This is a genomic window from Pseudomonas sp. NBRC 111127, from assembly GCF_001320345.1.
In the GTDB taxonomy this organism is placed as follows: Bacteria; Pseudomonadota; Gammaproteobacteria; order Pseudomonadales; family Pseudomonadaceae; genus Aquipseudomonas; species Aquipseudomonas juntendi.
The window spans coordinates 14,491-38,542 of sequence record NZ_BCBD01000008.1; the positions used below are offsets into that span (position 1 = coordinate 14,491).

The following is a 24,052-nucleotide window of genomic DNA, read 5'->3' on the forward strand; positions in this document are numbered from 1 at the left end:
TTGCCCTGGCACTGTATCACCCGCAGTTAGCGATTTTCGCTACCGCGTCCGCCGCCGTGGCTGTTTTGCCCGCCTTTACGGCCTGCCTCGGAGGCACGCTCACGGTCGTTGGCAAAATTGCCGCCTGAACTCTGCCCGCCTTTGCGACCTGCCTCTGACGCTTTCTCGCGATCATTGGCAAAATTGCCAGGATTGTTCTGAGCAGTACCACCTTGATTGCCACGGTTGGTTTGGTTGTTAGCCATGATCTTTCACCTCATGTCGTCACACAGGAAAGTCTGTGTTCAACTCGGACGTCAGGGCGCGGGGTGTTTACTTCGTGTTTTTTCGCCGAGGCCGACGGGTTGCGCGAAAGAACCGGTGCAAGTGTGTGTGGCGTCATTAAGCTTTGCTCGCGAACATTTGGGAAGGATCAAGCTTGGCGCCGACCTTCCAGCCAGGCCGGCGTGGTTAAGCGACCTTCTGGGCGCATCGACGCCGCTGACACGCTATACTGAATCCCTGAGAGCGGTAGCAGGGGAAGGCTATCACCCGGTTAATCGCACGAGCTCGTCAGCAGAGTAGGGATCGAACGTGATTTCGCAATGAAACCACGCTCATTCCTCTGTAAGTAGAGCTCCCGCTAGCTATCCCTGCGTCGTGAGTGTGTGAGTGTATAACCCACAAGGATTCCCAGTGCCGCTGCGCCGATCAGCAGCGGCGTCTTGTCGTTTGCCTCCCTCCAGCCTCCGACGATACCCCTCCTGCCACTTGGAGGCTCAAAAAGGTTGCCTGATGATGCTTCGGCTGTGGGGCTGCGATTTATCCCCCAGCGCGTCAGCTTCCCTGACAACAGAGGCAGCCCTGGTATCAGGTAGCTGGCCAAATGCGCGATGCGCGCTGCGGCGCCAACGGTGGTGTGAGCCCGAGGCGAGATTGCGCAGGCCACCATAGCCTTTGCCACCCTCTCGGGATCGTATACGGGGCCTGGCGGTCTCAGTGTATGTCCGGTGTAGTTGCCGCCGTCTCGGAAGCCTGGTGTGTCCATGACTGCTGGATAGATATCGCAGACATGGATGTCGGGATATTCAGTCAACTCGCCTCGCAATGCCTCGGTCAGTCCACGCAAGCCGAACTTGCTCGCCGAATAAGCGGCGGCATAGGGTTGGGCCATCCAGCTGCCCAGCGACAGCGTGTTGATGAGAATGCCGCTGCCCTGTGCCTTGAAGAAGGGAAGGGCGACGTAGGCGCCTCGCAGATATCCGATCAGATCTGTCTGGATGACCTGCTCGTGTGCCTCCAACGGCGTTTCTTCAAACTTGCCGACCGCGCCGACCCCGGCATTGTTGACCCAGATATCGATTCGTCCATGGCCAAAGTCTGCGGCCTGAGCAGCCAGCGCTTGAACCTGATCGCTGTGGGTGACATCGGTCATGATAGCTATGGCATCCGTACCACAATCGGTGCATTCATCCAGGACGTCGAACAACGCCTCTTCGTCGCGTGCTGCGAGTACCAGGCGAGCACCTTTGCACGCAAAGGCATGCGCGGCGGCCCGGCCTATACCGCTGGATGCGCCGGTGATGACCACAACCTTGCCGCCCAGAGGCCCTTTGAGCGTAGCGCCACGGTCAGGTGCTTCTCGTTCCGCACCCGAAGCGGCGGGGTCAAGGTGGGCAATGGTGTCGCTGGCCTCGATCTGCGAGAGCTCAAGGGAGGTACCATCGACCAGGGTCAATGTCAGCCCTTCGATCGTGCCTGCCTCCCGGTTTGGAAATACGGGCTCACCTGCGGCATCCAGGCTGTCGTAGATGAAGCGCGTACCTTCGAGCCAGCCCACGGCGGTGAGAAGCTCAGGGCCGAGGTAATACTTCCCGTCTTGAAAGAAGCCTGGAAACTGATGTGCCCGCTCCACGTTTTCCACGCGATAGCGTTCGCCGGATTTCATGCCTGTCGCTTGATCGATCATCTGACAGCCTCCTGTAGGGTCAGCCTTTGCTGTGCTCGTCGGAAGGGCCCAAGGTGCCCGCTGCCGCGCCTGGCACCAGGATCACCTTGCGGCAGTTATCCTCTTTCTGATCGAACATCTTGTAGCCCATGGCCGCTTCTTCGAGGGCCAGGCGGTGGGTGACGATCAGCTCTGGTTTCAGGCGCCCTGCTTCGATGTGCTGCAGCAGTTCGGGCAAGTATTTCTGGACATGGGTCTGGCCCATTTTGAAGGTGAGTCCCTTGTCGAAGGCATCGCCGAACATGAAGGCGTGGATGAAGCCGGCGTACACCCCCGGGACACTGACAACGCCGCCGCGACGCACTGCAGCAATGCTCTGGCGCAGCGCCTTGCCACTGCTGCCTTCGATCTTCAGCGCCGTCATCACCGTTTCGGCAGTGCTGCCTTTGGCCTCGAAACCGACCGCATCGATCACTGCATCGACGCCGCGCATGCCTGGCGTCTGGCGGATGATGCTGTCTGCGGGGTCGTCGTCCTGCTCGAAGTTGATCGGTATGACGCCGTAGGCCTCTCGGGCGTAGGCCAGGCGGTAATCGTTGTCATCGACCATGAAGATGGTCTGAGCCCCGAGCATTCGCGCACAGGCGGCGCTCAGCAAGCCGACTGGCCCGGCGCCGTAGATGGCTACCGATGAACCCTGGCCAATCTCGGCATTGATGACCGCCTGCCAAGCGGTTGGAAGAATATCCGAGAGGAACAGTACCTTGTCATCGCCCAGCTCGGTGGGCACTTTGAACGGGCCGACGTTGCCCTTGGGAACCCTGACGTAGTCAGCCTGGCCACCAGGAATACCGCCATAGAGATGGCTGTACCCGAACAGCGCTGCGCCTGGGGGAATGCCCTTCTTGTTGATGATCGCGCCACGGCCTGTGTTGGTGGTTTCACAGGCAGCGAACAGGTCGTGCTGGCAGAAGAAACAGCTGCCGCAAGCGATCACGAAGGGAATCACTACGCGGTCGCCGATCTGCAGATTGGTGACGGCACTGCCGGTATCTTCGACGATGCCCATGAACTCATGGCCGAAGATATCGCCCGCTTCGGTTTCTGGAATTTTGCCTCGGTAGAGGTGCAGGTCAGAGCCGCAAATGGCTGTGGCGGTGACCCTGAGGATGATGTCGTCTTCCTGCTCAATGATGGGATCGGGGACGTTATCGACCCTGACGTCGTGTGCTCCGTGGTAGGTCAATGCTCGCATAAGGTCAGCTCCTGCAGTCGTTTTTCCGTGATAGGTATGCAGGGGAAGCCATGACAGATGGCAAAGTTCAGACCAACAAGTCCAGTGGTACTTAAAACTCATTCTCGACCCTACCATTTCAAGCTAACCCTTCCTGATCCCACCGCTATCGAACGATCTGAGCCCGTGCCAGAAGAGCCAGGCCGTTCAAACGAGGGGCGTGGCGATGGACGACAGGATGTTGGCATTCATGGTGTTCGCTGCCTCACGACCTGACGTGCTTGAGCAGGTACATAATATTCAGAGAAGGTGGGTCAGGTGGGCGATCTCGCACTTTTACATTTGAGTGCCCACGTTGGGGGCAGGGGCAGGGGCAGGCGATCTGCGCCGCTTGTTTTCATCTGCGCTCTAGCTGGCGCCATAGTTTTTCGTGAAAATAGAATGCTAAGGTGTTACATGCCGGCTCAATTACAGCTATCAGTCCGCCTGTGAGCGCTGAGCCGGTAAGTAAATATGCAACTGTGAATGCAATGGTGAAGTGAAGAATGCTAAAGCTGAACGTTTTCCATAATGGGCCTTTCGTTCGTCCGGAGCAGCAGCGTGTGTCAGATAGGCTTCGCATTGGCGCCCCTTTATCAGTTGTTTGCGCCGCCGGGTATCGCAGACGGCGCAAATATTGGGTCATCGTTTCGCTTCTTCGCCAGGTGTTGCCGACCGGCTCAGGAATGCGCGGGTGATTTCTGGCAAGTGCTCCCTCAACCAGTCGGCCATCGCGACCTCCTCCTTCAAAATCGCTCGGCACGCTTCGGCAGTAAGCTCATCACCTGAGGCCGTTGCTGCCTCAATAAGCACGGTATAGGAGGCGATTTCAAGGTTCTCAAATACATAACCAGACATAGCCCCTTTGACGACTTCATCACTCATGGTCATACCACCCACAGCCTGCCCGAATGCCATGAGCTTTCCTGCAAGATCTTTCAAAGTTGAAGGACTTCCTCCCAAACGCTTAATGCATTCCCCAAGTAGACGTTGTTGTCCCTCCGTCTCTGCGATGTGTTGAACGATCCGCTCACGAAGCTCGGGATAATTTTCTAACCGCTCTGCTTGTGCTTTGAGCATTTTCTCCGCTTGCTGCTCCATTGCATGAGCATCTCGCAGCCAATCGAGTAAGTTTTCAGTCGGGGTCGTCATGGTCAATATCCTCGGAAATGAGTTATTGGGAATCCGGATTGTCTCAGGGGTTCGTTTCGGTCGACGAATGGATGGGTACGCTAAAGATTAGAGTTAAGGTATTTTCGAGTGATGTGAAATTTCGATTGAACTTATCTTCCCGGTCCATTCATCCAGAAAGCGGATATAGATTTAGCACGTAATAACATCTGTTCGCTCCTAAGCATTGATGGTGCCTACATTAGAGGGCGCCTGCTTACTAGCCGCGAGGAGCAAACCATGTTTATCCATAACAAACGCTTGCAATATACCGTGCGTGTCGCCCAGCCCAATCCCGGCCTGGCCAATCTGTTGCTCGAACAATTCGGTGGTGCTCAGGGCGAGCTGGCCGCTGCTAGCCGATATTTCACCCAGGCACTGGCGGAAGACGACCCAGGGCGTAAAGACCTGCTGATGGATATTGCAACCGAAGAGCTCAGCCACCTGGAGATCGTCGGCTCCATAATCGTCATGCTCAACAAGGGTGCCAAAGGCCGCTTGGCCGAAGGGGTCGAAGAGGAAGGCGAGCTGTATCGAGCAATCAATGGTGCGGGTAACGACTCCCACATCACCAGCATCTTGTATGGTGCCGGTGCTCCACTGACCAATTCGGCTGGCGTCCCTTGGAGCGCTGCCTATGTCGATACCATAGGCGAGCCTACAGCAGACTTTCGTTCGAACATTGCAGCTGAAGCGCGAGCCAAGATCGTCTACGAACGTCTGATGAACGTTACCGATGACCCGGGCGTGAAAGAGGCGCTGGGCTTTCTCATGACCCGGGAGATCGCCCATCAGCTTTCCTTTGAAAAGGCGCTTCATACCATTCAGCCGAACTTCCCCCAAGGCAAACTCCCTGGTATGCCGGAGTTCACCAACAAGTATTTCAATATGTCTGGTGAGCCCAATGTGCGTGGCCCTTGGAACGAGGGCAGTGAGTGGGAGTACGTGGAAAATCCATCAGCTGCTGTGGATGGTGGGGATGGCACCGCTTCGGTGACGCTCACTCCTGCCGAAGCTGAAACAGTTGAGGCGATGAAGCTTCGGACAATGTCTGATCCAACCGCCAACCCGGTTACAGGCGCAGATCTCGGCTCCGGCTTGATTAATGGCAAAGACTGAGAAAGTCGGAGGCATCATGAACATTCTGCGCAAGAAAGCCTCGCTACATCGCCTGTTTGGTGTTGAGCACCTCATGAGCCAAGCGTTGGCCGAATTTGAAGCTGAGTCCCGCCTGGCCTGTCGAGCTCTGCGTGTACGCATGGCCGTAATGACCTTCGGAGTCGGCTCGCTTCTACCCAACGACCTTCCCGGCGATGCGCCGGAAGTCGAGCGCCCGGAAACTTTTCTGAGTAACACCCTGCACTGATCACTACCGTCTAGGAGATAACCAATGGCTGCACGGAAAACTGTTGAAGACCTGTTTATCCATGAACTGTCTGATGTGTATAGCGCAGAAAAGCAGATCACCAAGGCGCTGCCTCGGTTGGCCAGGGCCGCCACCAATCCACTACTGGCCGACGCCTTCACATCCCACCTGGCCGAGACCCAGGGTCAGATCGAGCGCATCGACCAACTGGTGGAGTCGGCAGGTTTGAAGCTCAAGCGGATGAAGTGCGTTGCGATGGAGGGGCTGGTGGAGGAGAGCAAGGAATTGCTCGATGAAATCGAACAAGGCGCGGTGCTGGATGCCGCACTGATCGGCGCCTGCCAGAAGGTAGAGCATTACGAGATCGCCAGCTATGGAACGCTGATCGCCATGGCCAAGCACTTGGGAATGAAGGAAGCAGTGTCGTTGCTGGGCGATACCTTGGCCGAGGAAAAAGCGGCGGACGACAAGCTTTCTGCTATCGCTGAAGAAGGAGGTAACCAGGCGGCCACACTCGAAAAATGAAGGCGCAAGCCCGGTGCCGATGCACCGGGCTTTTCACACCTTACTTTCCCTTGGATTTTGGGGGATGATCACCATCATGATGATCGCCAAACACGACAGCCTCTCCCCGAAGGGGGCGCGCCCAAGACCTTATCTAACACAGTTGTTGCAGGCGGCTATTGGCTAGACCGGCTATTCGTAGTGGATGGCGTAGCTGTTGAAGAACGATGTACATGGGCACCGGTTGGATCGGTGATTTGAATGACATTACCGTGCTGCCAGCCATCCGCCTGGGGATCAGCATCAGGAATACGGATGTCAGCCCGCTCGCCTTTGGTTTTCCCAGCATCCACACCCAAGCGCCCATTGCGCTGTTCGACCATCGCCGGGTCAGCCTGCCCATCTGCGGTAAAGCCCATCATCAACTGCGGCACCCCCACCGGCAGCGCTTTGTCCTGATCGGTATGCCAGGTGTGCCACGTCTTCCCGTAGGTGTGAGCCAGTCGCGCCATCAGGGCATGTTCCGCAGGATCAGGGATGCCTGGGGCGATCAACTGCCCAGAGGAGACCTCGTAGCCATGACTGTGCCATATCGCCTTCTCCCTCGTTGGTAAGCCGGCAAAAAGCTTCTCGTCGATGATGTACTCGACGCCCATGATCTTCGCCCCCTTGGTATTGCCGTCGAATATCACACATTGAATGACATCCTCGTTGAGGATGGAGCAGTAGTGGTGCGCTTCCATCTGCACGTCCGGATGCCCGTTGTAGAAGTGAAAGCCATCCAGGTAAGCGTTGATGGCCTCAATGGGCGGCTTGGACTGCAGCGTCGCGGCGCCGGCTTCCAGCAGCTGGGTTTTAGCAGACTCGGGCCTGCCTGGTGTCTCCACAGGAGACTTCGTTTCGTGAGCGGAGCAGGCCCACAGCAGAGAGCAAGCGAGGGGAAGGGTTATCGTTTGAAATAGCTGTCGCATGAGAAAGGCTCTGGCTGGTGTCCTTAGAGGACAACCATGGCCAATAAAGCGGACAGCCCAACGGACGAGTGGTCTGAGTCAGTTTCAAATGGCTAATCCATCCAATAACGGCCTCTTCGCTGGCCAAAGCAGTGCTCGACCAGCTGAGGTAGTTGCCGTCCAGGGTGTCCAGCAGCGAGTGGATAGCCTGTTCCCTGAAACTGCCGACGTCGTGCAACTTGGCGGCTGACCGGGAGCAACCTGCCCACGAAAGTTGTCCAGATTTAACGAACCAGGCGCAATGATCAAGGAGATTCTCGTGACCGAAAAGAAGGCGCGCGTCAGCAACCAGGCTTCGGGCGACATTTCCGGCTTGGCCCGCGATATGTTCTTCGCCGCGGTGCAAACTACCCGGATGCCGATGATCGTCACCGATCCTAACCGAGACGACAACCCGATCATCTTCGCCAACCGGGCCTTCCTGGAAATGACAGGTTATGCCGCGGAGGAGATTCTGGGCCAAAACTGCCGATTCCTGCAGGGGCCCGACACCGACCGCACGGTGGTAGACAGCCTGCGTCAGGCCATAGAGCAGCGCGTCGATATTGCGGCTGAGATCCTCAACTATCGTAAGGACGGTTCAAGCTTCTGGAATGCCTTGTTTCTCTCGCCGATTTTCAATGAGCGCGGTGAGCTGATCTATTACTTTGCTTCTCAGCTGGATGTCAGCCGACGCCGCGACGCCGAAGACGCCCTGCGTCAGGCGCAAAAAATGGAAGCGTTGGGGCAGCTGACAGGCGGAATCGCCCACGACTTCAACAACCTGTTGCAGGTCATGGGTGGCTACCTGGGCCTGATCGCCCGTCAAGCCGAGAAGCCCCAGGCGGACCTGAACCGTATTCGCCGTAGCGTCGGGCATGCGCAATCGGCAGTCGACCGTGCCAGTACCTTGACCAAGCAATTGCTGGCGTTCGCCCGTAAGCAGAAGTTGCATGGACGGGTACTGAACCAGAACCACCTGATTGACGATGCGCGCCCAATCATCGAGCGTACGTTCGGCGCCGAGGTGACGGTGGAGTTTGATCTTGAGGACCAGCTGCGTAGCTGCCGGATCGACGCGACACAGGCAGAAGTGGCCCTGCTGAATATTTTCCTCAACGCCAGGGATGCCCTGATAGGCCGCAAGCGGCCGCACATATTCATCGCAACCCGAAACGTCCTGATCACCGATCCAAGCCTGTCGTTTGACGGATTGCTGCCGGGTGGCTACGTGAGTATATCCATCACCGACAACGGTGTCGGTATGCCTGCGGGCATCCGTGACCGTGTGATGGACCCTTTTTTCACCACAAAGGAAGAGGGAAAAGGGTCGGGGCTGGGGTTGTCGATGGTGTACGGTTTTGCCCGCCAGTCCGGGGGCGCGGCGCGTATCTACACCGAAGAAGGCGAAGGTACCACGTTGCGCCTGTACTTCCCGGTGGATGACGCTCAGCTGGTGCAGCAGCAACCGTCGAAAGTGGCTAAGCGCAGTGCTGGCAGTGAGCGCATCCTGATCGTCGAGGACCGGCCGGATGTGGCCGAGCTGGCGAAGATGGTGTTGGAGGACTACGGCTATGCCGCCGACATGGTGCTTAACGCCCGCGAGGCGCTTAAACTGATCCAGGCTGGGGAGCGATATGACTTGCTGTTTACCGACTTGATCATGCCGGGCGGCATGAACGGCGTAATGCTTGCCCGAGCCGTGCGGCGCCTGCAACCTGGGATCAAAGTCTTGCTGACGACAGGCTACGCGGAAAACGCGATCGAGCGGACTGACATTGGCGGCGCCGAGTTCGAGGTCATCTCCAAGCCCTGCCAGCCACACGATCTGGCTTGCCGGGTCAGACAGGTACTAGATGGTCCGACTGGCGTGGCGTGATGGGCAACGGGGCGCAAGCAAGCTGTTTTGATGGCAGGTGCGCGTGAGGCCGCCATGATGCCCGGATTGGGCTGCGCCACGGGCACGGTGTGTTGCAATCTTATTGTGCATGAACATGGGACGTCCACATCAGCGCGCAGGAGCAGCCCGGCTGCCCCTGCGATTTTCACGGATGACTAGCGGTTGTCATCACTCTTGCGACCGCCACCGTGGCTATGCTGGCCACCGACCCGTCCGGCTTCCGAGGCTTTTTCGCGGTCATTGGCAAAGTTGCCGCCGGACGCCTGGCCGCCCTTGTGGCCAGCTTCGGATGCCCGCTCAGGGTCGTTCTTGAAATTACCGCCGGATGCCTGGCCACCCTTGTGACCTGCTTCCGAGGCGCGCTCTGGATCGTTCTTGAAATTACCTCCTGACACCTGGCCGCCTTTGTGCCCGGCCTCGGATGCCTTTTCCCGGTCATTGGCAAAGTTGCCTGGATTGGTGTTGGCGTTGCCACCTTGATTCCCGCGGTCGTCTTGATTGCTAGCCATGATTGACACCTCATGTCGGTAGTTACACAGGAAGGTCTGTGTTAACCAGTGACCCATGGAAAGCGGCACATCGTGCAAAGAATTTCACTCGGGCGGACAAGAGTCTCTAATGAAAGTTGGCCTTTCATCTTGTGGCAAACAAAACTGGCGACCAAGCATGCAGGAAGCCTTAATCATGCACCACCAAAGCCTTGCACGATGGCAAACAGAGTTCACCCTTGCCGGCTGCCAGCCGTCTTTTGGGCTGAACGAATGCGAACCGATAACGATCAATCCTACTGAGTCGTCCATCCCCATCTGAAAAAAGGAGTATCCGTATGGCCAACTACCTGTACTTGATCAGCTACATCCTCGACAACCAACCCGGCACCTGCGAGCTGCGCAGTGAACAGGAAAACTTGAGTCGCGAAGCGGCGCGCGATTACCTGCAAGGCCTGCATCGTAGTGAAGCGTCGTCGTTTACTGACGTGCAGGTGCAGCGCCTTGAGCATGACCACGAGCGCGGCACATCGCCGGGGCATTGCCAACAGCCCTGAGCAGGGGCGGCACGCATGGTTTCATCCATTAACCCGCTCAGCAACACCATCGCCAGCCGGCAGGACAAGCCCGTGGGCGAGGACGGGTCACAAACCGAGCATGTTGTAGTGCACGTAGTACATGATCCATAGCGACAACCCCACCAACAGCACGATGATCACCACGGAGAACACCAGCGCCACCAGGCTCCAGCGCTGCTCACGCGCGGTGGTCAGGTGCAGGAAGAACATCATGTGCACCAGAATCTGCACCACCGCGCAGACCAGCGCCAACAGGAAGGTAGCGGCGCGCGGCAAGCTGGGAAACATGGCCAGCCCGAACGGCACAATGGTCAGCAACGCAGCCAGCAGGAAGCCGATATTGTACGATCTGTGGCTGGACTGGCTGGCGCCGGCACTGCTGTGAATCTGGCTTTCGTTGCTCATCAGATCACTCTGAACAGGTAGACGACGGTAAACACGCACACCCACACGATGTCGAGAAAATGCCAGGACAGGCTCAGGCAGCTCAGCCGTGTGGAGTTGACACAGCACAGGCCACGCTGCTGGACCTGGATCATCAGCAGGGCCATCCACACCAGGCCGACCAGCACGTGCAGGCCATGGGTGCCGACCAGGGTGAAGAAGCCGGTGAGAAACGCGCTGCGCTGCGGCCCGTAGCCCTCGGCGATCAAGTGGTGGAACTCGTTCACCTCCATGGCGACGAAAGCCAGGCCCAGCACAAAGGTGACCCCCAGCCACTGCAGCACCCGGCGCTTGTCCTTGCGGTGGTTGGCCAGCATGGCGTAGCCATAGGTGATGCTGCTGAGCAGTAGCAGGCTGGTTTCGCCCAGGACGTAGGGCAGCTCAAAGATGTCCGCAGGGCCAGGGCCGCCCGCCACGGACTGGCCCAGCACCGCATAAGTGGCGAACAACGTGGCGAACAGGATGCAGTCGGTCATCAGGTAGATCCAGAAGCCGAACAGGCTCAGCGAACCCGCATCCTCGTAGCCTTGCCCCTGCTGGTGGGCGCTTTCGTTCAAGATGATGTGCGACATGGCTCAGGCCTCCGCCATCAGCTGACGCCGTTGGGTTTCCACGCGTTCGACTTCCTCGGCCGTCACGTAGTACTCGGTATGCCGGTCGTAGCTGCGTACGATCAGTGCTGCCACCGTGGTCAGCAGTGAGGCAATCGCCAGCCACCAGATATGCCAGACCAAGGCGAAGCCCAGCACTGTGCTCAATGCGCCGATCAACACGCCCAGGCTAGTGTTGCACGGCATGTGAATCCTGCGAAAATCCGCCTCGATCAGCGTCTTGACCCCACGCTCCTTCATTCCCCAATAGGCGTCGATGCCGTGCACCACCGGTTGCTCGGCAAAGTTGTAGAACGGCGGCGGTGACGCAGTGGCCCACTCCAGCGTGCGGCCATCCCAGGGATCGCCGGTGTGGTCGCGGTTTTCGTGGCGCTTGCGGATGCTCACAATCAGTTGCATTACCTGGCAGGCCACGCCGCAGAGGATGATAAGCACACCAACCATCTCCAGCAGCAGAAACGGCCGCCACTCAGGCACATTGAAATGGTTCAGGCGCCGGGTCATGCCCATGAAACCGAGAAAGTAAGATGGCATGAAAGCGAAATAGAAACCCGCCAGCCAGCACCAGAACGCGGCACGCCCCAGCGGGTCGTAGAGCTTGAAACCGAACGCCTTGGGGAACCAGTAGGTCAGGCCACACAGGTAGCCGAACACCGCGCCGCCAATAATCACGTTATGGAAATGCGCGATGAGAAACAGGCTGTTGTGCAGCAGGAAGTCTGCGCCCGGCACCGCCAGCAGCACGCCGGTCATGCCGCCAATGCTGAAGGTGACGATGAAGCCCACCGTCCACAGCATGGGTGTCTCGAAGCGCACCCGACCGCGGTACATGGTGAACAGCCAGGTGAAGATCTTCACCCCAGTCGGGACGGCGATGATCATGGTCATAATGCCGAAGAACGCGTTCACGTTCGGCCCGGCGCCCATGGTGAAAAAGTGGTGTACCCAGACGATGAACGACAGCAGGGTGATGACGATGGTGGCCCAGACCAGCGAGTAGTAGCCGAACAGCCGCTTGCGTGAAAAGGTAGAGGCCACCTCAGAAAAGATTCCGAAAGCCGGCAGGATCAGGATGTACACCTCCGGGTGGCCCCAGGCCCAGATGAGGTTGATATACATCATCGGGTTGCCGCCCATCTCGTTGGTGAAGAAATGCATGCCCAGGTAGCGGTCCAGGCTGAGCATGAACAGCGTGGCGGTGAGAATGGGGAATGCGGCCAGAATCAGTATCGAAGTGCACAATACCGTCCAGGTGAACACCGGCATGCGGAACAAGGTCATGCCGGTGGTGCGCATTTTTAGGATGGTGACGAAGAAATTCAGCCCGGTCAGCAACGTCCCAACGCCGGAGATCTGCAAGGACCAGATGTAGTAATCCACGCCTACGCCCGGGCTGTAGCCGATACCGGACAAGGGCGGGTAGGCGACCCACCCAGTGCGGGCGAACTCACCGATCCCCAGCGAGAGATTCACCAAAACCGCACCCGATACGAACAGCCAGAAGCTCACCGCGTTCAGAAACGGGTAAGCCACGTCGCGCGCACCGATTTGCAACGGCACGACGATGTTCATAAGGCCGACCACGAATGGCATGGCCATGAAGAAGATCATGATCACGCCGTGAGCGGTGAAGATCTGGTCGTAGTGTTCCGGTGGCAGATAGCCGGGCGAGCCGTCCGAAGCCATGGCTTGCTGAGTACGCATCATCAGCGCGTCGGCAAAACCCCGCAGCAGCATCACCAGGGCGACCACGATGTACATCACGCCGATGCGCTTGTGGTCGACCGAGGTCAACCACTCCTTCCACAGATACGTCCATTTGCGCTTGTAGGTAATCATCCCAAAGCCGCAAACGCCGATCATGCCGACTACAGCAAGGGTGTACATGATGATGGGTTCGTCCATGGGGATGGCGTCCCAGCTCAACTTTCCGAACATGCGGGTCACTCCTTGCTGCCTTTCGGCGCTTCATCATCAGGGATGCTCAGGCGCCGTTCGACGTCGTTAGACCGGTCAATGCCCTGGTACTTGTCGATCAGGGACTGGAACAGGCCGTCGTCCACCTTGGCGTAGTGCTCCACAGGATGGGCGACGCTCGGTTTGGCCAGCTGTGCATAGCGCGCCTGGTCAAGCCGATTCGGTGACCTGCGCACCGCTGTCACCCAGGCGTCGAAACCGGCTTGGTCTAAAGCCAAGGCCTCGAAATACATATCGGAAAAACCCGGCCCGTTGTAGTTGGCAGCGATGCCGTTGTAGGTACCCTTGTGGTTGGCGATCAGATGCAGCTGGGTCTGCATGCCCGCCATGGCATAGATTTGCCCGCCGAGGGCCGGAATGAAGAATGAAGTAATGGCGCCATCGGAGGTCACCCGAAAATCCACCGGGGTATCCACTGGCATGGCCAACTCATTGACCGAGGCGATGCCGAGTTCGGGATAGACGAATAGCCATTTCCAGTCTGTGGCGATCACCTGAACCTTTATCGCCGGTCGGTCAGCCACGAGTGGTCGGTACGGGTCCAGCGCATGGGTCGAGCGCCAGGTCACCACGCCGAGCACAATGATGATGATAAGCGGCACACCCCAGACCACTGCCTCGATAGCGCGCGAATGGTTCCATTCCGGCGTGTAGCGCGCCTTTTCATTGGAGGCGCGGTAGTGCACCGAGAATACCAGCGCCATGATCATGACCGGGACTACCACTATCAGCATAAGCAGCGTGGCGAGAATGATCAGGTTGCGCTGCTCCAACCCGACCTGACCTTTTGGATTGAACAACACCATGTCGCAACCCGAGAGCTGCAAAGCACCGATGCTGAGCAACATAAGACCGAGCAACCGTGCGCCATACGTGAATCTCGTGGCCATGATCTTGTCCTGTAGCGATTGCCAGTTGTTTTGCTTGTGGCGTTAGAAGGACGGCGACGAAACGAAGGTTGTATGAGATTTGCGGATTGGCGACGAATGGTGGATGTACAAAAAAACCGCTTTGTATAACTCGGCCGCCTGTCCGATGGCGTCGTTTCATTTGGACTGATTACGCGCGCGAGGCTATCTACCGCTGACAACAGCAGAGGACAGGCAGATGAAAAGAAGAGGGGAAACCTATCGTCAATGGTGCGATCCGATCCTGCACCACCAGATCCATGAGGAAACGCTGGACACAGGAGCCTGTCTCGAAGTGCAGGCACGCTTGTCACGAACGGGTGCCACTCAGTTGTTCATCGGAGTTTATCGCGCCGATGGCTCGATGATGAGTGAGCAAGCCTTTTTCCAATGCCCTGGCGAAACCATGAGTCGGGCGATGGTGTGGGGCGTCGGGTATGCCAGGCGAGTCGCGACCGAGGGCAAGGCGTTCGATGTCGAAGTGGTTGGAAGTTGAGGTGCGGGAGGAACCAGGCGAAGCAGCTGTTCCGATCGGATTGCTACCGGCGGGCGGTGATGGTCAATCCTTACTGTCAGGCTGTTCACCAGAAGGGGTTTACATCGCATGGATGGTGTTGCTTTACCGGTCGAGGGGCTGTAATGGGTGGATAGTTGTCATCCGCGACCCACCACTACACCGCGTCATCCCATAAGACGACCATGTACAACCAGTGGGCTCAATGGAAAGGAAGCATGTCTCTGCCGCGCGCCTTGGGCATGACCCGACGCGGGTGGCAGCAGACGGTGGAGCATCCTTTCGGAACGCTCAAACTGGGAACCACCCACTTCCTGGTCAAGACCCTGCCGAGGGTAATCGTCGAGATGAACCTTCAAGCTATCCTACAACCTCAAATGAATGATGAAGATAATCGGAATTGCAGGACTACGTAAGCGATCAGGGCATGAGGCCAGCTGCCGCGGTCCAGATGGCACAACCACCATGCCTATGACCGATCCAGGGTGATCCACGCCTCCATCTGCTAGACCTACAGGCCTGGTCCGCATATCTTCTTCGTGAACTGGGGCTTTTTTACACAGCCTGGGATGATAGCGCACACTTTTGCTCGGAACGGATCACACTGCAATCGAGAAAGTTCGAATCCCTACGCTTCCGCCACTAATTCTCATTAAAGCCCTGATTTTTCGGGGCTTTTTTGTGCCTGTGTGTTTTTGGTCCCCCATCTGGTCCCCCATTTTTAGTGTGGCTTATGCTGGTTTGCTGCGGATTGTGATGGACATATGGCCTAGCAACTCACGTTTGGAAGGGAGCGATTTTTCCAAGGCAGCCTAGGTATGCTTGGCTCTTGCCGGCAGCTATCGACCCGGCGCCTGAATATTGGGGTCGCTTCGCGACACATCGCCGATACGCGCGGCTCTCACAGAGGCTGGCGCAGGTCTGGAAGCTGGTGATATTCCTATGGGAACCGGTTTGCCGCGATGAGGCCTGAACTGCTAAACACAAGGCCTTGGATCGATGCCGGCCATCAGACCGTCGCTATCGTCCTATGATGGATCAACGTAGCAGAATGGGCAGAGCATGAAGCGAACCTTGGAAGGCATGGCCAAAGCCGGCGAGCCGCTACTGCGCGAAGCCCTTGATGCGATAAGGGCGCATCAGGCCGCGCAAGATAACGGGGCATCTCCAGAGACAATCGAGCGGCTTAGAGTGTTGGCTGACTCCGTTTATCACGCGGTAGTGGATTTCCAGGTGCTTGAAGCCGGCAGTCTGTCTGAATCAATTCACTGATATCGAGGCACTGATGCCCAAACAGTCGAAGATTTTGCCGCCCGACCACCCAGCCTACACCGAGGCAATTGAGGCAATGCGCCGTTACCACGAAGCTCAGGATACCGGCGCGCCTGCGATAGAGGTGGAAAGATTACGCCTGATAGCTGAATCTCTGTTCCAAGCTGTAACCGACTATCAAATGAAAGCCTATGGCCACGGCGGCGGAACTGTTCACTGATTGGCAGTTGCGCGGAAGATGAAGCGTCCTGCTGAGTGTCTGTTTTTGACCCCATTGCGGACTTCCGGATGTTAGCGCCGCTGCTCGGCCCATCGCCTGCAAGCGCGACTCCCACAGGTGTTTCGCGGATCTGGAAGCTGGGCGGCTAAAATCGGTTATGGCGCCTACGCTGACAACATGAAGTCTCTGATCAACATCTGCTTTGGGTCGGTTAACGCCTCTGGACCGGGCTGACCATCGTTGCCTTAACGAGCACCCGGGCTATCCACATCCGAAGTCCTGACTCGGTCTCACTTTTCGTGGGTTTCAGCTTTAGCTTTCAGTCCAGCCTCAGGGCTTCAGCATCAGTATTTGAAACGTAAGCCTGGAAATGGTCGCGGGCGAACTCCTCGCTGTTGCTTTAGGCTTTCGTTAAGCTTCGGCGAACTGCGCCGATTTACCTCGCTTTTGGCTAAGGTCCGTCCGTCACAACCGATCAACGCGTCGGCGAGGTAGAGGTATGGGGATCTAGGTACCCGGTCGAGACGCCTCTATAGGGGCCTAAGCAGTCTTGGAGGTAATGCATCAAAGCCTAAGCTGTGCCATCATTGTGCCCACCGGACCTGTAAATAGTAGGAAGCTATGAATCTCATTGATAGTGTGATGATTAAAGGTTTTTGGGGGAATCACGAAGTATCCTTCAAAGCAAGCGAGGATTTGAATTTCCTCATCGGTCCAAATGGTTCAGGTAAATCCACTACGCTCAAAATAATCTCTGGCGTTCTTCGCGCTGACAAAGATTACCTCTCTGAGCTTGACTTTGAGTCGGTTCGTATAAATTTGAAGGATCCACGCTCCAAGCGAAAACCATATATTGAAGTAGTTAAAAATCTTGGGGTGCCATTCTTTCATTGTGATTATAAGATTGTAGAGTCTTCTACTGAAAAACCCTATGCGTATGTTTTGAGTGATGTGGATGGTTATGATACGGTTAGCAAGGGCTCGTTTTTTATAAGAGCTCAGTTAGCTGGGAGTACTGCCGCGAGCCGTACTCTAGCAAAGCATCTCTCTGAAATGGTGTCTTTGACTTGGCTATCTGTTCAGCGAGCCGCTTCGCTGAAGGGGCCAGGTGGAAATGATCCGGTTGATTTGAGGTTGGATGATTTCTCGAATCGATTGGTTAGATACCTTTCCTCTTTGAGTAAGCAGGTGAATGCTCTGCATGAGCGTTTTCAAGAACATGTATTCTTATCTTTGCTGGTCAAGGAGAATGACAAGGTGGCAGCCCTTCCTGGGCGTGAGAAGGTCGACAGTGAAAAGCAGGCACTCCTACAAATATTTTCTGAATTTAAGTTGGACAAAAGAAGTTACCAAAAGAAGCTAGATGGACATTTTGGTATGCTGGAGGATCTCCGAGGGCGATGGGGTAAAAGTACAGATCTCAAACCGGCCGACTTTATGGCGATTTTCTCCCTGCACAGAATCGAAAGTACCGTGGATGTCTGGGAGGGTATCACCAAAGAGAAAAATCGGATTGTTTCTTCTCGGGATCTTTTCTTAGCTATACTGAATAAATTGCTTTTGAAGAAAACCATTTCGCTCAATGAGCGTAATGAGTTAGTGATTAAGACTGAATCTGGAAAAATTTTGAAGCCCTCCCAGCTTTCTTCTGGGGAAAAGCAGATCATCGTTATTCTTGGTGAGGCTTTGCTGCAGGAAGGTCAAAGCTTTATATATATGGCAGATGAGCCTGAGATTTCGCTTCACGCAGCTTGGCAAGAAAGTTTGGCAAAAAATATAAAAAGCCTTAATCCTGCCGCTCAGATTGTCTTCGCTACCCATTCCCCTGATGTGGTCGGGGCCAACCAAGATCGTTTGATTCACATGGATCGCTGCGTGAAATGACATTTACAAGAACTGTGTCAGGTCGATCGAATTTGCCTGCGTTTTTGGGCGTCAGTATGGTGGTCTATACAGAGGGTGGCGAGTTCAATAAAGAGAAAAAACAAAGCGACTGTTCAATTGATGCGGTTTTTTGGAAAGGATTTTTTTCACGATTTTTACCAGGTCTGAGTTATGAAATTAGACCTCTTGGCTCAAAGGATAATTTATTGCCTTATGCTCAAGATGTTGCCGCATCAAAAATATCCAATACCATAGTGGCTATGGATAGAGATCATGATCATCATCGCCATTGTTTGATTGATCATCCGTTTGTTCTCTATACATATGGTTACAGCTGGGAGAACGATGCTTGGCAAGCTGAAGCTATTATCTCTAAGCTTGAGAGAATTTCTGTGAAAGGCGTTAGTGCTGAAGCTGCAGAAGTGATTAGAGTTAAGTGTCGTAATTTTTTGGTGGATTTCAATAGGTTGATTTTTGTAGATGTGCTCTGCTCGCTAAAAAGGGTGCAGGGAATTCATCGTGAAAAATTCTGGGCGTATGTTGATGTTCGTGATTCTAATAGATATAGAGTCAAGAAAGAATCTTTTAGGAAGTTAATTGGCACCATTAAGTCGGGTAGAGTGGAAAAATTTCAGTTTAGTGGTTGCGATAGGGTTGTGGCAGCCCGCGACTGTTACGGTAAGTTGTGGGCAAAATTTTTGTATGGGATTTTTTGTGAGTGTTTTCGTGATGTTACAGGTCAAAAAAATCTGAATAGAGAAATGGCGGATGTATTGGTCGCTGAGCATTTTCAGTATACGGATCTAGACAAGGATCCGGATTTGAAAAATTATTATCAGGGTATGGCCTCGGCTTTGCGTGCACGAGTCGCTGATGCTACTCGAATATAGAGGTTGATCTGTGGGGTTGTCTGTGGTGATGTCTTTATTTTTTGATAATTTTGAATGCGTTTTTGTCATTCTCATGGCCTGGAGATAAGGCAATGCTAAAGTCCCCTTGTTGGATCTCGATAGTTTTGCGGGAGTCATTAGTTGCAATGACGATTCCATCGAGAATCCATAATTTTGGATCTGTTTAAGTGGCTAGATGCAGGTTGGAGTTACTTGACCAGTACGAGATGTGAATTATCCGCAGGCAGGGCAGCGAAAATATCTGTTGAGCTGTTCAGTAAGTATCCATTCAGAATGTTCGTTTTGCGAGGACCTCTCACAGTGCAAGCCCAAATGTTTTGCCCATTAGACCTTTTCCGATGAATGCCCAGTTTCTCAAATTGACGCTGAACGCGCCGCCAATGCTCGATCTGGTTGCTTCCATCAGACTGCTCCGGTTGCTCGGCAGCATAGCGCTGGAAAATGCCCGGTGTGACCAGGAAGAAAGTACCGTCCACCGTATGGACCTTGGCCTTACTGTCGTTGATCACTAAGCGATGACTGTTAACTCCCTCGCGCAGCCACTCGATAAAGGCCTGCCCCACGGAATACTGTGGTGGAGGAGTGGCAGATTGAGCCATCTCAACAGCTGATCCACTCTCGCGTTCGCCCTGCACTTGCAACATGTCCATAAGGTCGTCGAGGTAGTCGAATTCCTGATTCTGCAGCACGGCGCCGGCTTGTTTTGCTTCTGGTGTTGCAGGCGGCTGATCCGGGGCCGACTCGTTGGTTTCGCTGGTCGGTAGTGGGCCATCCATCATCGGCTCTACCGTGCCGCTAAAGTAATCTGGCCTCGGCTCATTGGCCCAGATCAGGCTCGGCTGCAGGCGAAGAAAGGTAAAGCGATGTTGCCAGTCATCCTCTGAAACGGTGGCGCTCCACACCGCTTTGCCCTCTGGTGTCACATCCACCAGTCCATGCGACTGCAGCTCATCGAACAAGGCAATGTTGGAGGAGGGGATGCCATCCACTGCCTGGGCGAGCAGGTAAGCGCGCAGTTTGTCGGTGGCGGTCTTGCTGACCAGCCACAGATGGTCTTGGGTAAGCCAGCCAGCCGCGCCGGGCTGGTTGAATTTGAACTCTTTTTTGGCCAGGTGACGCAGGCCTGTGAGTAGGTGATGCTGCAACGAATGTTTGGGTGCCTGCAGGGCTTTGGTGGGATTGGCGCCGATGTTCTGCGCGGTGGAGACCCGGTCAGCTTGTAGCACCAGTTCCCCGAGGGTGCCGGCGTGCTCGTAGTGATTGGCCAGCAGGAACAGTAGGTGTCCCCACAGGATTGGATAGTTGCTGAGCCAGTCAAGCTGACGGGATGTCAAAACTTGTGTGTACAGCAGCCCGGTGGCGGCGCCGTGAAGCTTGTAATCGCGGCCGGCTACGTAGCGAAAGCGGTAGGGCAGGGTCAGAGGACCGTGCCAGGGGTGCCACACCTCACCATTTTCATACTCGACCTGCAGGTCGACGGCAATCTTACCAATGTCGTGAAGCAGGGCGCCGTAGGCAATCGCCGCGCTCCAGGCGTCGGCCTGGGCGGCCTGGTCTTCCGGTGCGGCGCCGCTGGGTAGCAGGTACGACTGGCGCAGCTTCAAACTGCAGGCCACCAGTTCCAGTCCATGGTCCAGCATGCCGCCCGGATAGGCATGGTGGTGGCTTTCGCTGGCGGGGAGTTGCTGTACATAGCTGGCGTAGCGGTGGATCGGGTCAAGGTAGAGCTGATTGAACTGCGGCTCGGAGAGCGCCGTGTATTGCCAGATGCGCTGCAGCAACTTTTTCCGGTGGTCGGCACAGAGCAGGGATTCGGCGAGTAGTGGGAGGAGAAATCCCTCGGGCGCTGGAGCGAGTATGGGCTCCGCAGCATTGCCTTTTTCATGCTTGAACCACCAGCGCTTCATCGGGTTACCTGCTTTGTATTCAGAAGGTCCTTTTGCCTTTTCGGATAGGCCTCTTACCCTTGTGCCCCCTTACCATTGCCGCCGTTACCCTTTAACGCCTTGAGCCTTTTCGCGAACGCGAAAATTCGAAGCCTGGCGCATCGGGTTACCTGTGTTACCGGAATGACCTGTCCTTTTCCTGTGAGGTAGACTGTCCGGCATTATTTCGAGGAAGGTGGCCTGATGACGTTGAGCGATGCCATTTTGATCGTGCTACTGGCTGACCGGATTCATGGTACCGATGCTGCCATTCGATCGGCCGCCACGCGCTGTGCGAAACAGCTGCCACGCAGTCAGCGCGATATGTTGTTCAAGATCGGCAACAGTGCCGCACCTCGTGAACTAGTGGGGCACCTTTGCCAGTTCTTGCCGGACTGATTAGTCACATGGATATGTGCACATTTTGAGGGATGAAAAGTTAGCTGGAGAGTCAGTTAACGCTCGGCTAGTAGTTGTGCCTCAGGTAATATCGCCGCACATGCCCCAACCCTAGGAAAGATTTCACATGTCCAAACTTGCCGAATTCAAAGCACTGGAAGCTCAACTGGCTGCTCAACTTCAACAGCTGGACGCGATGAAAAACGATTCCGGCCTGAAGCAGGAAATCGAGTACGGCATGAACCTGCGCCAGGTCATCACCATTCTCGACCCGTCCAAGGGCGCAAGCGTGAGTACTTCCAGCTCCACCGCCGCTCAGCGCAAGCCGCGTGAGGTCAAACGCTACAAGCACCCGCACAGCGGCGAGATCGTCGAAACCAAGGGCGGCAATCACAAGATCCTCAAGCAGTGGAAGCAGGAGCACGGCTCGGATGTCGTCGAGAGCTGGCTGCAGTAATCGCTTGCTCAATTGCAGCGGCCGATGGTCGGCGTTGCAGGCAAAACAAAGGCCCCGGTTGGGGCCTTTCTATTTGAAGTGAAAAGTCACGCCGTGAGCCGTTCGGTCGTCTCGCTGGCCTGATCCAACTGCAGCGCCAACAGGTACTCGGAAGCCTCACGGGCCAGCCCACTGGCGCGGAAGATGGCTCGCTTATCCTCCTTGAGGATCTTCAACCAGGACGCCAGGTACTCCTCATGGCGTAACTCGCCCTGGGTGCCGGTGAGGGCGCAGAGAAACGCTGCGCCCATCTCCGCGACCAACTCCTCGAAGGCGTACGCCGCAGAGCCGAATGCGTGTCCGCCTGTGATGCCTTCCCGGTTGAGGCGGGCGTGGTGACCCGACCAGTGCGTCAGCTCATGCAGCGCGGTCGCGTAGTAGCTGCCGACGTCCACGAACTGGGCCTTGGTGGGCAATTGAATGAGATCCCGGATCGGTAGATAAAACGCGTCATCCCCGTAGCGGTGTTCGATGCGTGCGCCGCTGGCGGCCAACAGACGCTCGGCAGGTGCATGATCGATGAATGCCATCGGATCTTTACCCTCGTCGTGGTACTGCTCGTCGTTGGGTAGTCCCTCGGTCTGCTCGATGTTGAACAGGCAATGCGTTCGTAGCAGTGCGAACTGCACCATCTTGACGTTACCTTGCTCATCACGGACGACCTGGCCGTCTTCGTCGTGTGCTTCCTTGCTCATGGGTTTGTACAGCACTGCGAGGGTCGATTGTTCGCCCTTGCGCACATGCCCACCGGCTTTCCGTGCCTGGTTGTAGGTGAGCCAGCGATCCTGGCGGTACCCGCGCAGACGCGCTTCGGCCCATAGCAGTGGAATGTTGATACCGGCATAGGGGCGCCGGGTAATCGCGTTAATGGGGAAAGGTGCGTCAACACTTGAGCCTGAAGTGGTCCAGGGTTTGATCCACGGGATCACCCCCTGATTCAGAGCGTTGACGATCTTGTTGGTGACGTCCAGGTAGATATCGGACATGGCGTTCTCCAGTCAAGGAAGGGGAACGCTGCCCGGCCGGGAAGGGTTCCCGGTGGGGTAAGTGGACAGTGGTAGGGTGGGCGTTCAGGCCGATGAGATGTCCACACCGATCTCATGTGGCAACCTGATATGAAGAAAAACAGGGCCGGTTTCTGGCGTGATGTGAGTTACCTGAAACTGAGTGACTGACGCCGAGGAGCGTGATTCACTCTGGGAAGCTTGATCGAGTAGCAAGTCGAGCGATTGGCGCAAGTGGTGATCTACCGAAGCCAGAGCGATGCCCAATACGGTCTGCAAGCGCTGTCCTGATTGCTCAACTGTGTCAGTAGCCGTACCAACCTCGGCGATGAATTGCCATACCCCTGGGCTCAGGACAATGGCAGGTAAGGAGCGGTTATTCCTGGACACTGGTGCCTCCCGGGAGCTGATCCAGCGATGGCCTCCAGGAGCATCCCGGGTAAGTTCCATCGCCACCGCGCTCACTGAAAACTTGGCGTGTCCAGGCATTAAAACGCGCTTGCTCGTGGGGTCAACGCCTAATCCAGCCTGCCTTGCAGGTCGAGTTTCCAGCCGCTTCCAGCGAAGTTTTTCCATCCCAAAACTTCAGATGAATCGCTCGCTGTTGTTGGCGTGGAGATTGAAAGGAGCGATGTCCCAGAGAGGCACAAATTCGTGCTTCCCTGGAACATCGCATGTGTCTCCAGAGCAGTCAGGATTTCCCGGGCAGGGCAATCTCAGCAGCGATGTACAGGTGCGTGGATGTGGCCTCAATCACCAATGCCCCGTCGGTGCCGCGTAGGCTTTCCAGAACGGGATCATCAAGGTCGAAGTACTCGGCAAAATCGTCGCCACCGAATTCACTGCGAGCGCGATTCCACCAGGCGTCAAAGTCGTCGACGTCAGGGTTGCAACCCATGGCGTAGGCAATGTGTTTGCGGCTACTTCCGTCGGATTTGCTTTCGCCGAACTCGGACATGAGGTAGACACCGTGGTCTTTGACCCCTCCAGGCAGTGCGGAGGAATGCCACCCATGCGGGAAGAATTCCCAGCACGGAAATGGAAAAGGAGCTTCAACGGAGCAGGGCTCAGTGAGGCCGATGTAAAAGAGCGCTCATCACCGCGGGAGCGGTAACCGGGCGAGCCACCGAACGCTAATCGCCCTTGGGACAACCGTCACGGGAGTGACGTGGCCTTGAAGGTTGAGGCCACCTGGGGTGCTGGAATTCCAGCGCTTGCATGTCCGGTGTATCAAGCGGGCCGGCATTGCGTCAATGAAGATTTTCAGGGGGGCGTACTGCGTCAATCCATGC

The 24,052-nt window shown here is 56.0% G+C and carries 25 protein-coding genes and 3 pseudogenes; 12 read left to right on the forward strand and 16 right to left on the reverse strand.

Annotated elements, in window-relative coordinates:
• Positions 1-26 precede the first annotated feature (26 nt).
• From APH30_RS27475 to APH30_RS02955, 5 genes and pseudogenes are all read right to left on the reverse strand, one after another.
• Positions 27-221 (reverse strand): annotated as a pseudogene (locus tag APH30_RS27475) (general stress protein); the annotation flags it as partial.
• Positions 222-622: 401 nt separating this feature from the next.
• Positions 623-1,948, reverse strand: a complete 1,326-nt coding sequence (locus tag APH30_RS02945) for an SDR family oxidoreductase (protein WP_016486367.1) — start codon at positions 1,946-1,948, stop codon at positions 623-625.
• 19 nt (positions 1,949-1,967) lie between these two features.
• Positions 1,968-3,182 (reverse strand): zinc-dependent alcohol dehydrogenase, encoded by a 1,215-nt coding sequence (locus APH30_RS02950; protein ID WP_016486368.1) that lies wholly within the window; start codon positions 3,180-3,182, stop codon positions 1,968-1,970.
• Positions 3,183-3,558: 376 nt separating this feature from the next.
• Positions 3,559-3,783, reverse strand: coding sequence for a DUF2061 domain-containing protein (locus APH30_RS27480; protein ID WP_080641021.1), 225 nt, complete (start codon positions 3,781-3,783; stop codon positions 3,559-3,561).
• A gap of 59 nt (positions 3,784-3,842) precedes the next feature.
• A complete protein-coding gene (locus tag APH30_RS02955; protein WP_054888267.1) occupies positions 3,843-4,352 on the reverse strand; it encodes a ferritin-like domain-containing protein in 510 nt (169 codons plus the stop codon).
• A gap of 258 nt (positions 4,353-4,610) precedes the next feature.
• Here APH30_RS02955 and APH30_RS02960 point away from each other — a divergent pair, with 258 nt between their 5' ends.
• The 3 genes from APH30_RS02960 to APH30_RS02970 are packed head-to-tail and all read left to right on the forward strand — an operon-like array spanning position 4,611 to position 6,261.
• A complete protein-coding gene (locus tag APH30_RS02960; protein WP_054888268.1) occupies positions 4,611-5,489 on the forward strand; it encodes a manganese catalase family protein in 879 nt (292 codons plus the stop codon).
• Between the two features lie 16 nt (positions 5,490-5,505).
• The gene (locus APH30_RS02965) at positions 5,506-5,736 is read left to right on the forward strand and encodes a hypothetical protein (RefSeq protein ID WP_054888269.1); all 231 of its coding nucleotides are present in this window, start codon (positions 5,506-5,508) and stop codon (positions 5,734-5,736) included.
• A gap of 24 nt (positions 5,737-5,760) precedes the next feature.
• A complete protein-coding gene (locus APH30_RS02970; RefSeq protein WP_054888270.1) occupies positions 5,761-6,261 on the forward strand; it encodes a ferritin-like domain-containing protein in 501 nt (166 codons plus the stop codon).
• A gap of 155 nt (positions 6,262-6,416) precedes the next feature.
• Here the strand turns inward: APH30_RS02970 and APH30_RS02975 are convergent, their stop codons facing one another.
• Positions 6,417-7,211, reverse strand: a complete 795-nt coding sequence (locus tag APH30_RS02975) for an OBAP family protein (RefSeq protein ID WP_054888271.1) — start codon at positions 7,209-7,211, stop codon at positions 6,417-6,419.
• A 298-nt stretch (positions 7,212-7,509) separates the two neighbouring features.
• Between APH30_RS02975 and APH30_RS02980 the strand changes: the two genes are divergently transcribed.
• Positions 7,510-9,108 carry a hybrid sensor histidine kinase/response regulator gene (locus APH30_RS02980; RefSeq protein WP_054888305.1) on the forward strand — a complete coding sequence of 533 codons (1,599 nt, stop codon included), beginning with the start codon at positions 7,510-7,512 and terminating at the stop codon, positions 9,106-9,108.
• Positions 9,109-9,284: 176 nt separating this feature from the next.
• On the opposite strand, the pseudogene APH30_RS29405 reads toward APH30_RS02980, so the two are convergent.
• Both APH30_RS29405 and APH30_RS02985 read right to left on the reverse strand, forming a co-directional pair.
• Positions 9,285-9,377 (reverse strand): annotated as a pseudogene (locus APH30_RS29405) (general stress protein); the annotation flags it as partial.
• Positions 9,378-9,695: pseudogene (locus APH30_RS02985) on the reverse strand (general stress protein); the annotation flags it as partial.
• Between the two features lie 260 nt (positions 9,696-9,955).
• Between APH30_RS02985 and APH30_RS02990 the strand changes: the two are divergent.
• Complete coding sequence (locus APH30_RS02990; RefSeq protein ID WP_054888273.1) at positions 9,956-10,174, forward strand: hypothetical protein; 219 nt, start codon at positions 9,956-9,958, stop codon at positions 10,172-10,174.
• Between the two features lie 87 nt (positions 10,175-10,261).
• On the opposite strand, the gene cyoD is transcribed toward APH30_RS02990, so the two are convergent.
• From cyoD to cyoA, 4 genes are read right to left on the reverse strand one after another with little or no spacing between them, the layout of a single operon-like run.
• Positions 10,262-10,600 carry a cytochrome o ubiquinol oxidase subunit IV gene (gene cyoD, locus APH30_RS02995; RefSeq protein ID WP_054888274.1) on the reverse strand — a complete coding sequence of 113 codons (339 nt, stop codon included), beginning with the start codon at positions 10,598-10,600 and terminating at the stop codon, positions 10,262-10,264.
• Positions 10,600-11,211, reverse strand: a complete 612-nt coding sequence (gene cyoC, locus APH30_RS03000; protein WP_054911666.1) for a cytochrome o ubiquinol oxidase subunit III — start codon at positions 11,209-11,211, stop codon at positions 10,600-10,602. The genes cyoD and cyoC overlap by 1 nt, the downstream gene beginning before the upstream one ends.
• Positions 11,212-11,214: 3 nt before the next feature.
• Positions 11,215-13,188 (reverse strand): cytochrome o ubiquinol oxidase subunit I, encoded by a 1,974-nt coding sequence (cyoB, locus tag APH30_RS03005; protein ID WP_054888276.1) that lies wholly within the window; start codon positions 13,186-13,188, stop codon positions 11,215-11,217.
• 5 nt (positions 13,189-13,193) lie between these two features.
• A complete protein-coding gene (gene cyoA / locus APH30_RS03010) occupies positions 13,194-14,117 on the reverse strand; it encodes a ubiquinol oxidase subunit II (protein ID WP_054888277.1) in 924 nt (307 codons plus the stop codon).
• A 217-nt stretch (positions 14,118-14,334) separates the two neighbouring features.
• Here cyoA and APH30_RS03015 point away from each other — a divergent pair, with 217 nt between their 5' ends.
• The 5 genes from APH30_RS03015 to APH30_RS28585 all read left to right on the forward strand — a co-directional run bounded on the left by APH30_RS03015 (position 14,335) and on the right by APH30_RS28585 (position 18,915).
• Entirely contained in the window at positions 14,335-14,631 is a 297-nt protein-coding gene (locus APH30_RS03015; RefSeq protein ID WP_054888278.1) for a hypothetical protein, read from the forward strand.
• A gap of 1,080 nt (positions 14,632-15,711) precedes the next feature.
• Entirely contained in the window at positions 15,712-15,921 is a 210-nt protein-coding gene (locus APH30_RS03025; protein ID WP_016488107.1) for a hypothetical protein, read from the forward strand.
• Positions 15,922-15,934: 13 nt separating this feature from the next.
• A complete protein-coding gene (locus tag APH30_RS03030; protein ID WP_054911667.1) occupies positions 15,935-16,141 on the forward strand; it encodes a hypothetical protein in 207 nt (68 codons plus the stop codon).
• 621 nt (positions 16,142-16,762) lie between these two features.
• Positions 16,763-18,025 (forward strand): AAA family ATPase, encoded by a 1,263-nt coding sequence (locus APH30_RS27485; protein WP_054888280.1) that lies wholly within the window; start codon positions 16,763-16,765, stop codon positions 18,023-18,025.
• Positions 18,022-18,915 carry a DUF4435 domain-containing protein gene (locus APH30_RS28585; protein ID WP_139139546.1) on the forward strand — a complete coding sequence of 298 codons (894 nt, stop codon included), beginning with the start codon at positions 18,022-18,024 and terminating at the stop codon, positions 18,913-18,915. Before APH30_RS27485 ends, APH30_RS28585 begins: the two co-directional genes overlap by 4 nt.
• A 209-nt stretch (positions 18,916-19,124) precedes the next feature.
• Here the strand turns inward: APH30_RS28585 and mobH are convergent, their stop codons facing one another.
• Entirely contained in the window at positions 19,125-20,843 is a 1,719-nt protein-coding gene (mobH, locus tag APH30_RS03040; RefSeq protein WP_016488104.1) for a MobH family relaxase, read from the reverse strand.
• 222 nt (positions 20,844-21,065) lie between these two features.
• On the opposite strand from mobH, the gene APH30_RS03045 reads away from it, so the two are divergent.
• Together APH30_RS03045 and APH30_RS03050 are read left to right on the forward strand one after the other, a co-directional pair.
• Entirely contained in the window at positions 21,066-21,260 is a 195-nt protein-coding gene (locus tag APH30_RS03045; protein ID WP_016488103.1) for a hypothetical protein, read from the forward strand.
• Positions 21,261-21,387: 127 nt separating this feature from the next.
• Positions 21,388-21,717 (forward strand): histone-like nucleoid-structuring protein, MvaT/MvaU family, encoded by a 330-nt coding sequence (locus tag APH30_RS03050; RefSeq protein WP_016488102.1) that lies wholly within the window; start codon positions 21,388-21,390, stop codon positions 21,715-21,717.
• 86 nt (positions 21,718-21,803) lie between these two features.
• Here APH30_RS03050 and APH30_RS03055 read toward each other — a convergent pair whose 3' ends face one another.
• The 3 genes from APH30_RS03055 to APH30_RS03060 form a co-directional block, all read right to left on the reverse strand.
• Positions 21,804-22,742, reverse strand: coding sequence for an ArdC family protein (locus tag APH30_RS03055; protein WP_016488101.1), 939 nt, complete (start codon positions 22,740-22,742; stop codon positions 21,804-21,806).
• 84 nt (positions 22,743-22,826) lie between these two features.
• Positions 22,827-23,336, reverse strand: a complete 510-nt coding sequence (locus APH30_RS28590; RefSeq protein WP_139139547.1) for a hypothetical protein — start codon at positions 23,334-23,336, stop codon at positions 22,827-22,829.
• Positions 23,337-23,451: 115 nt separating this feature from the next.
• Positions 23,452-23,754 carry a DUF3085 domain-containing protein gene (locus tag APH30_RS03060; RefSeq protein ID WP_200867647.1) on the reverse strand — a complete coding sequence of 101 codons (303 nt, stop codon included), beginning with the start codon at positions 23,752-23,754 and terminating at the stop codon, positions 23,452-23,454.
• Between the last annotated feature and the right edge of the window lie 298 nt (positions 23,755-24,052).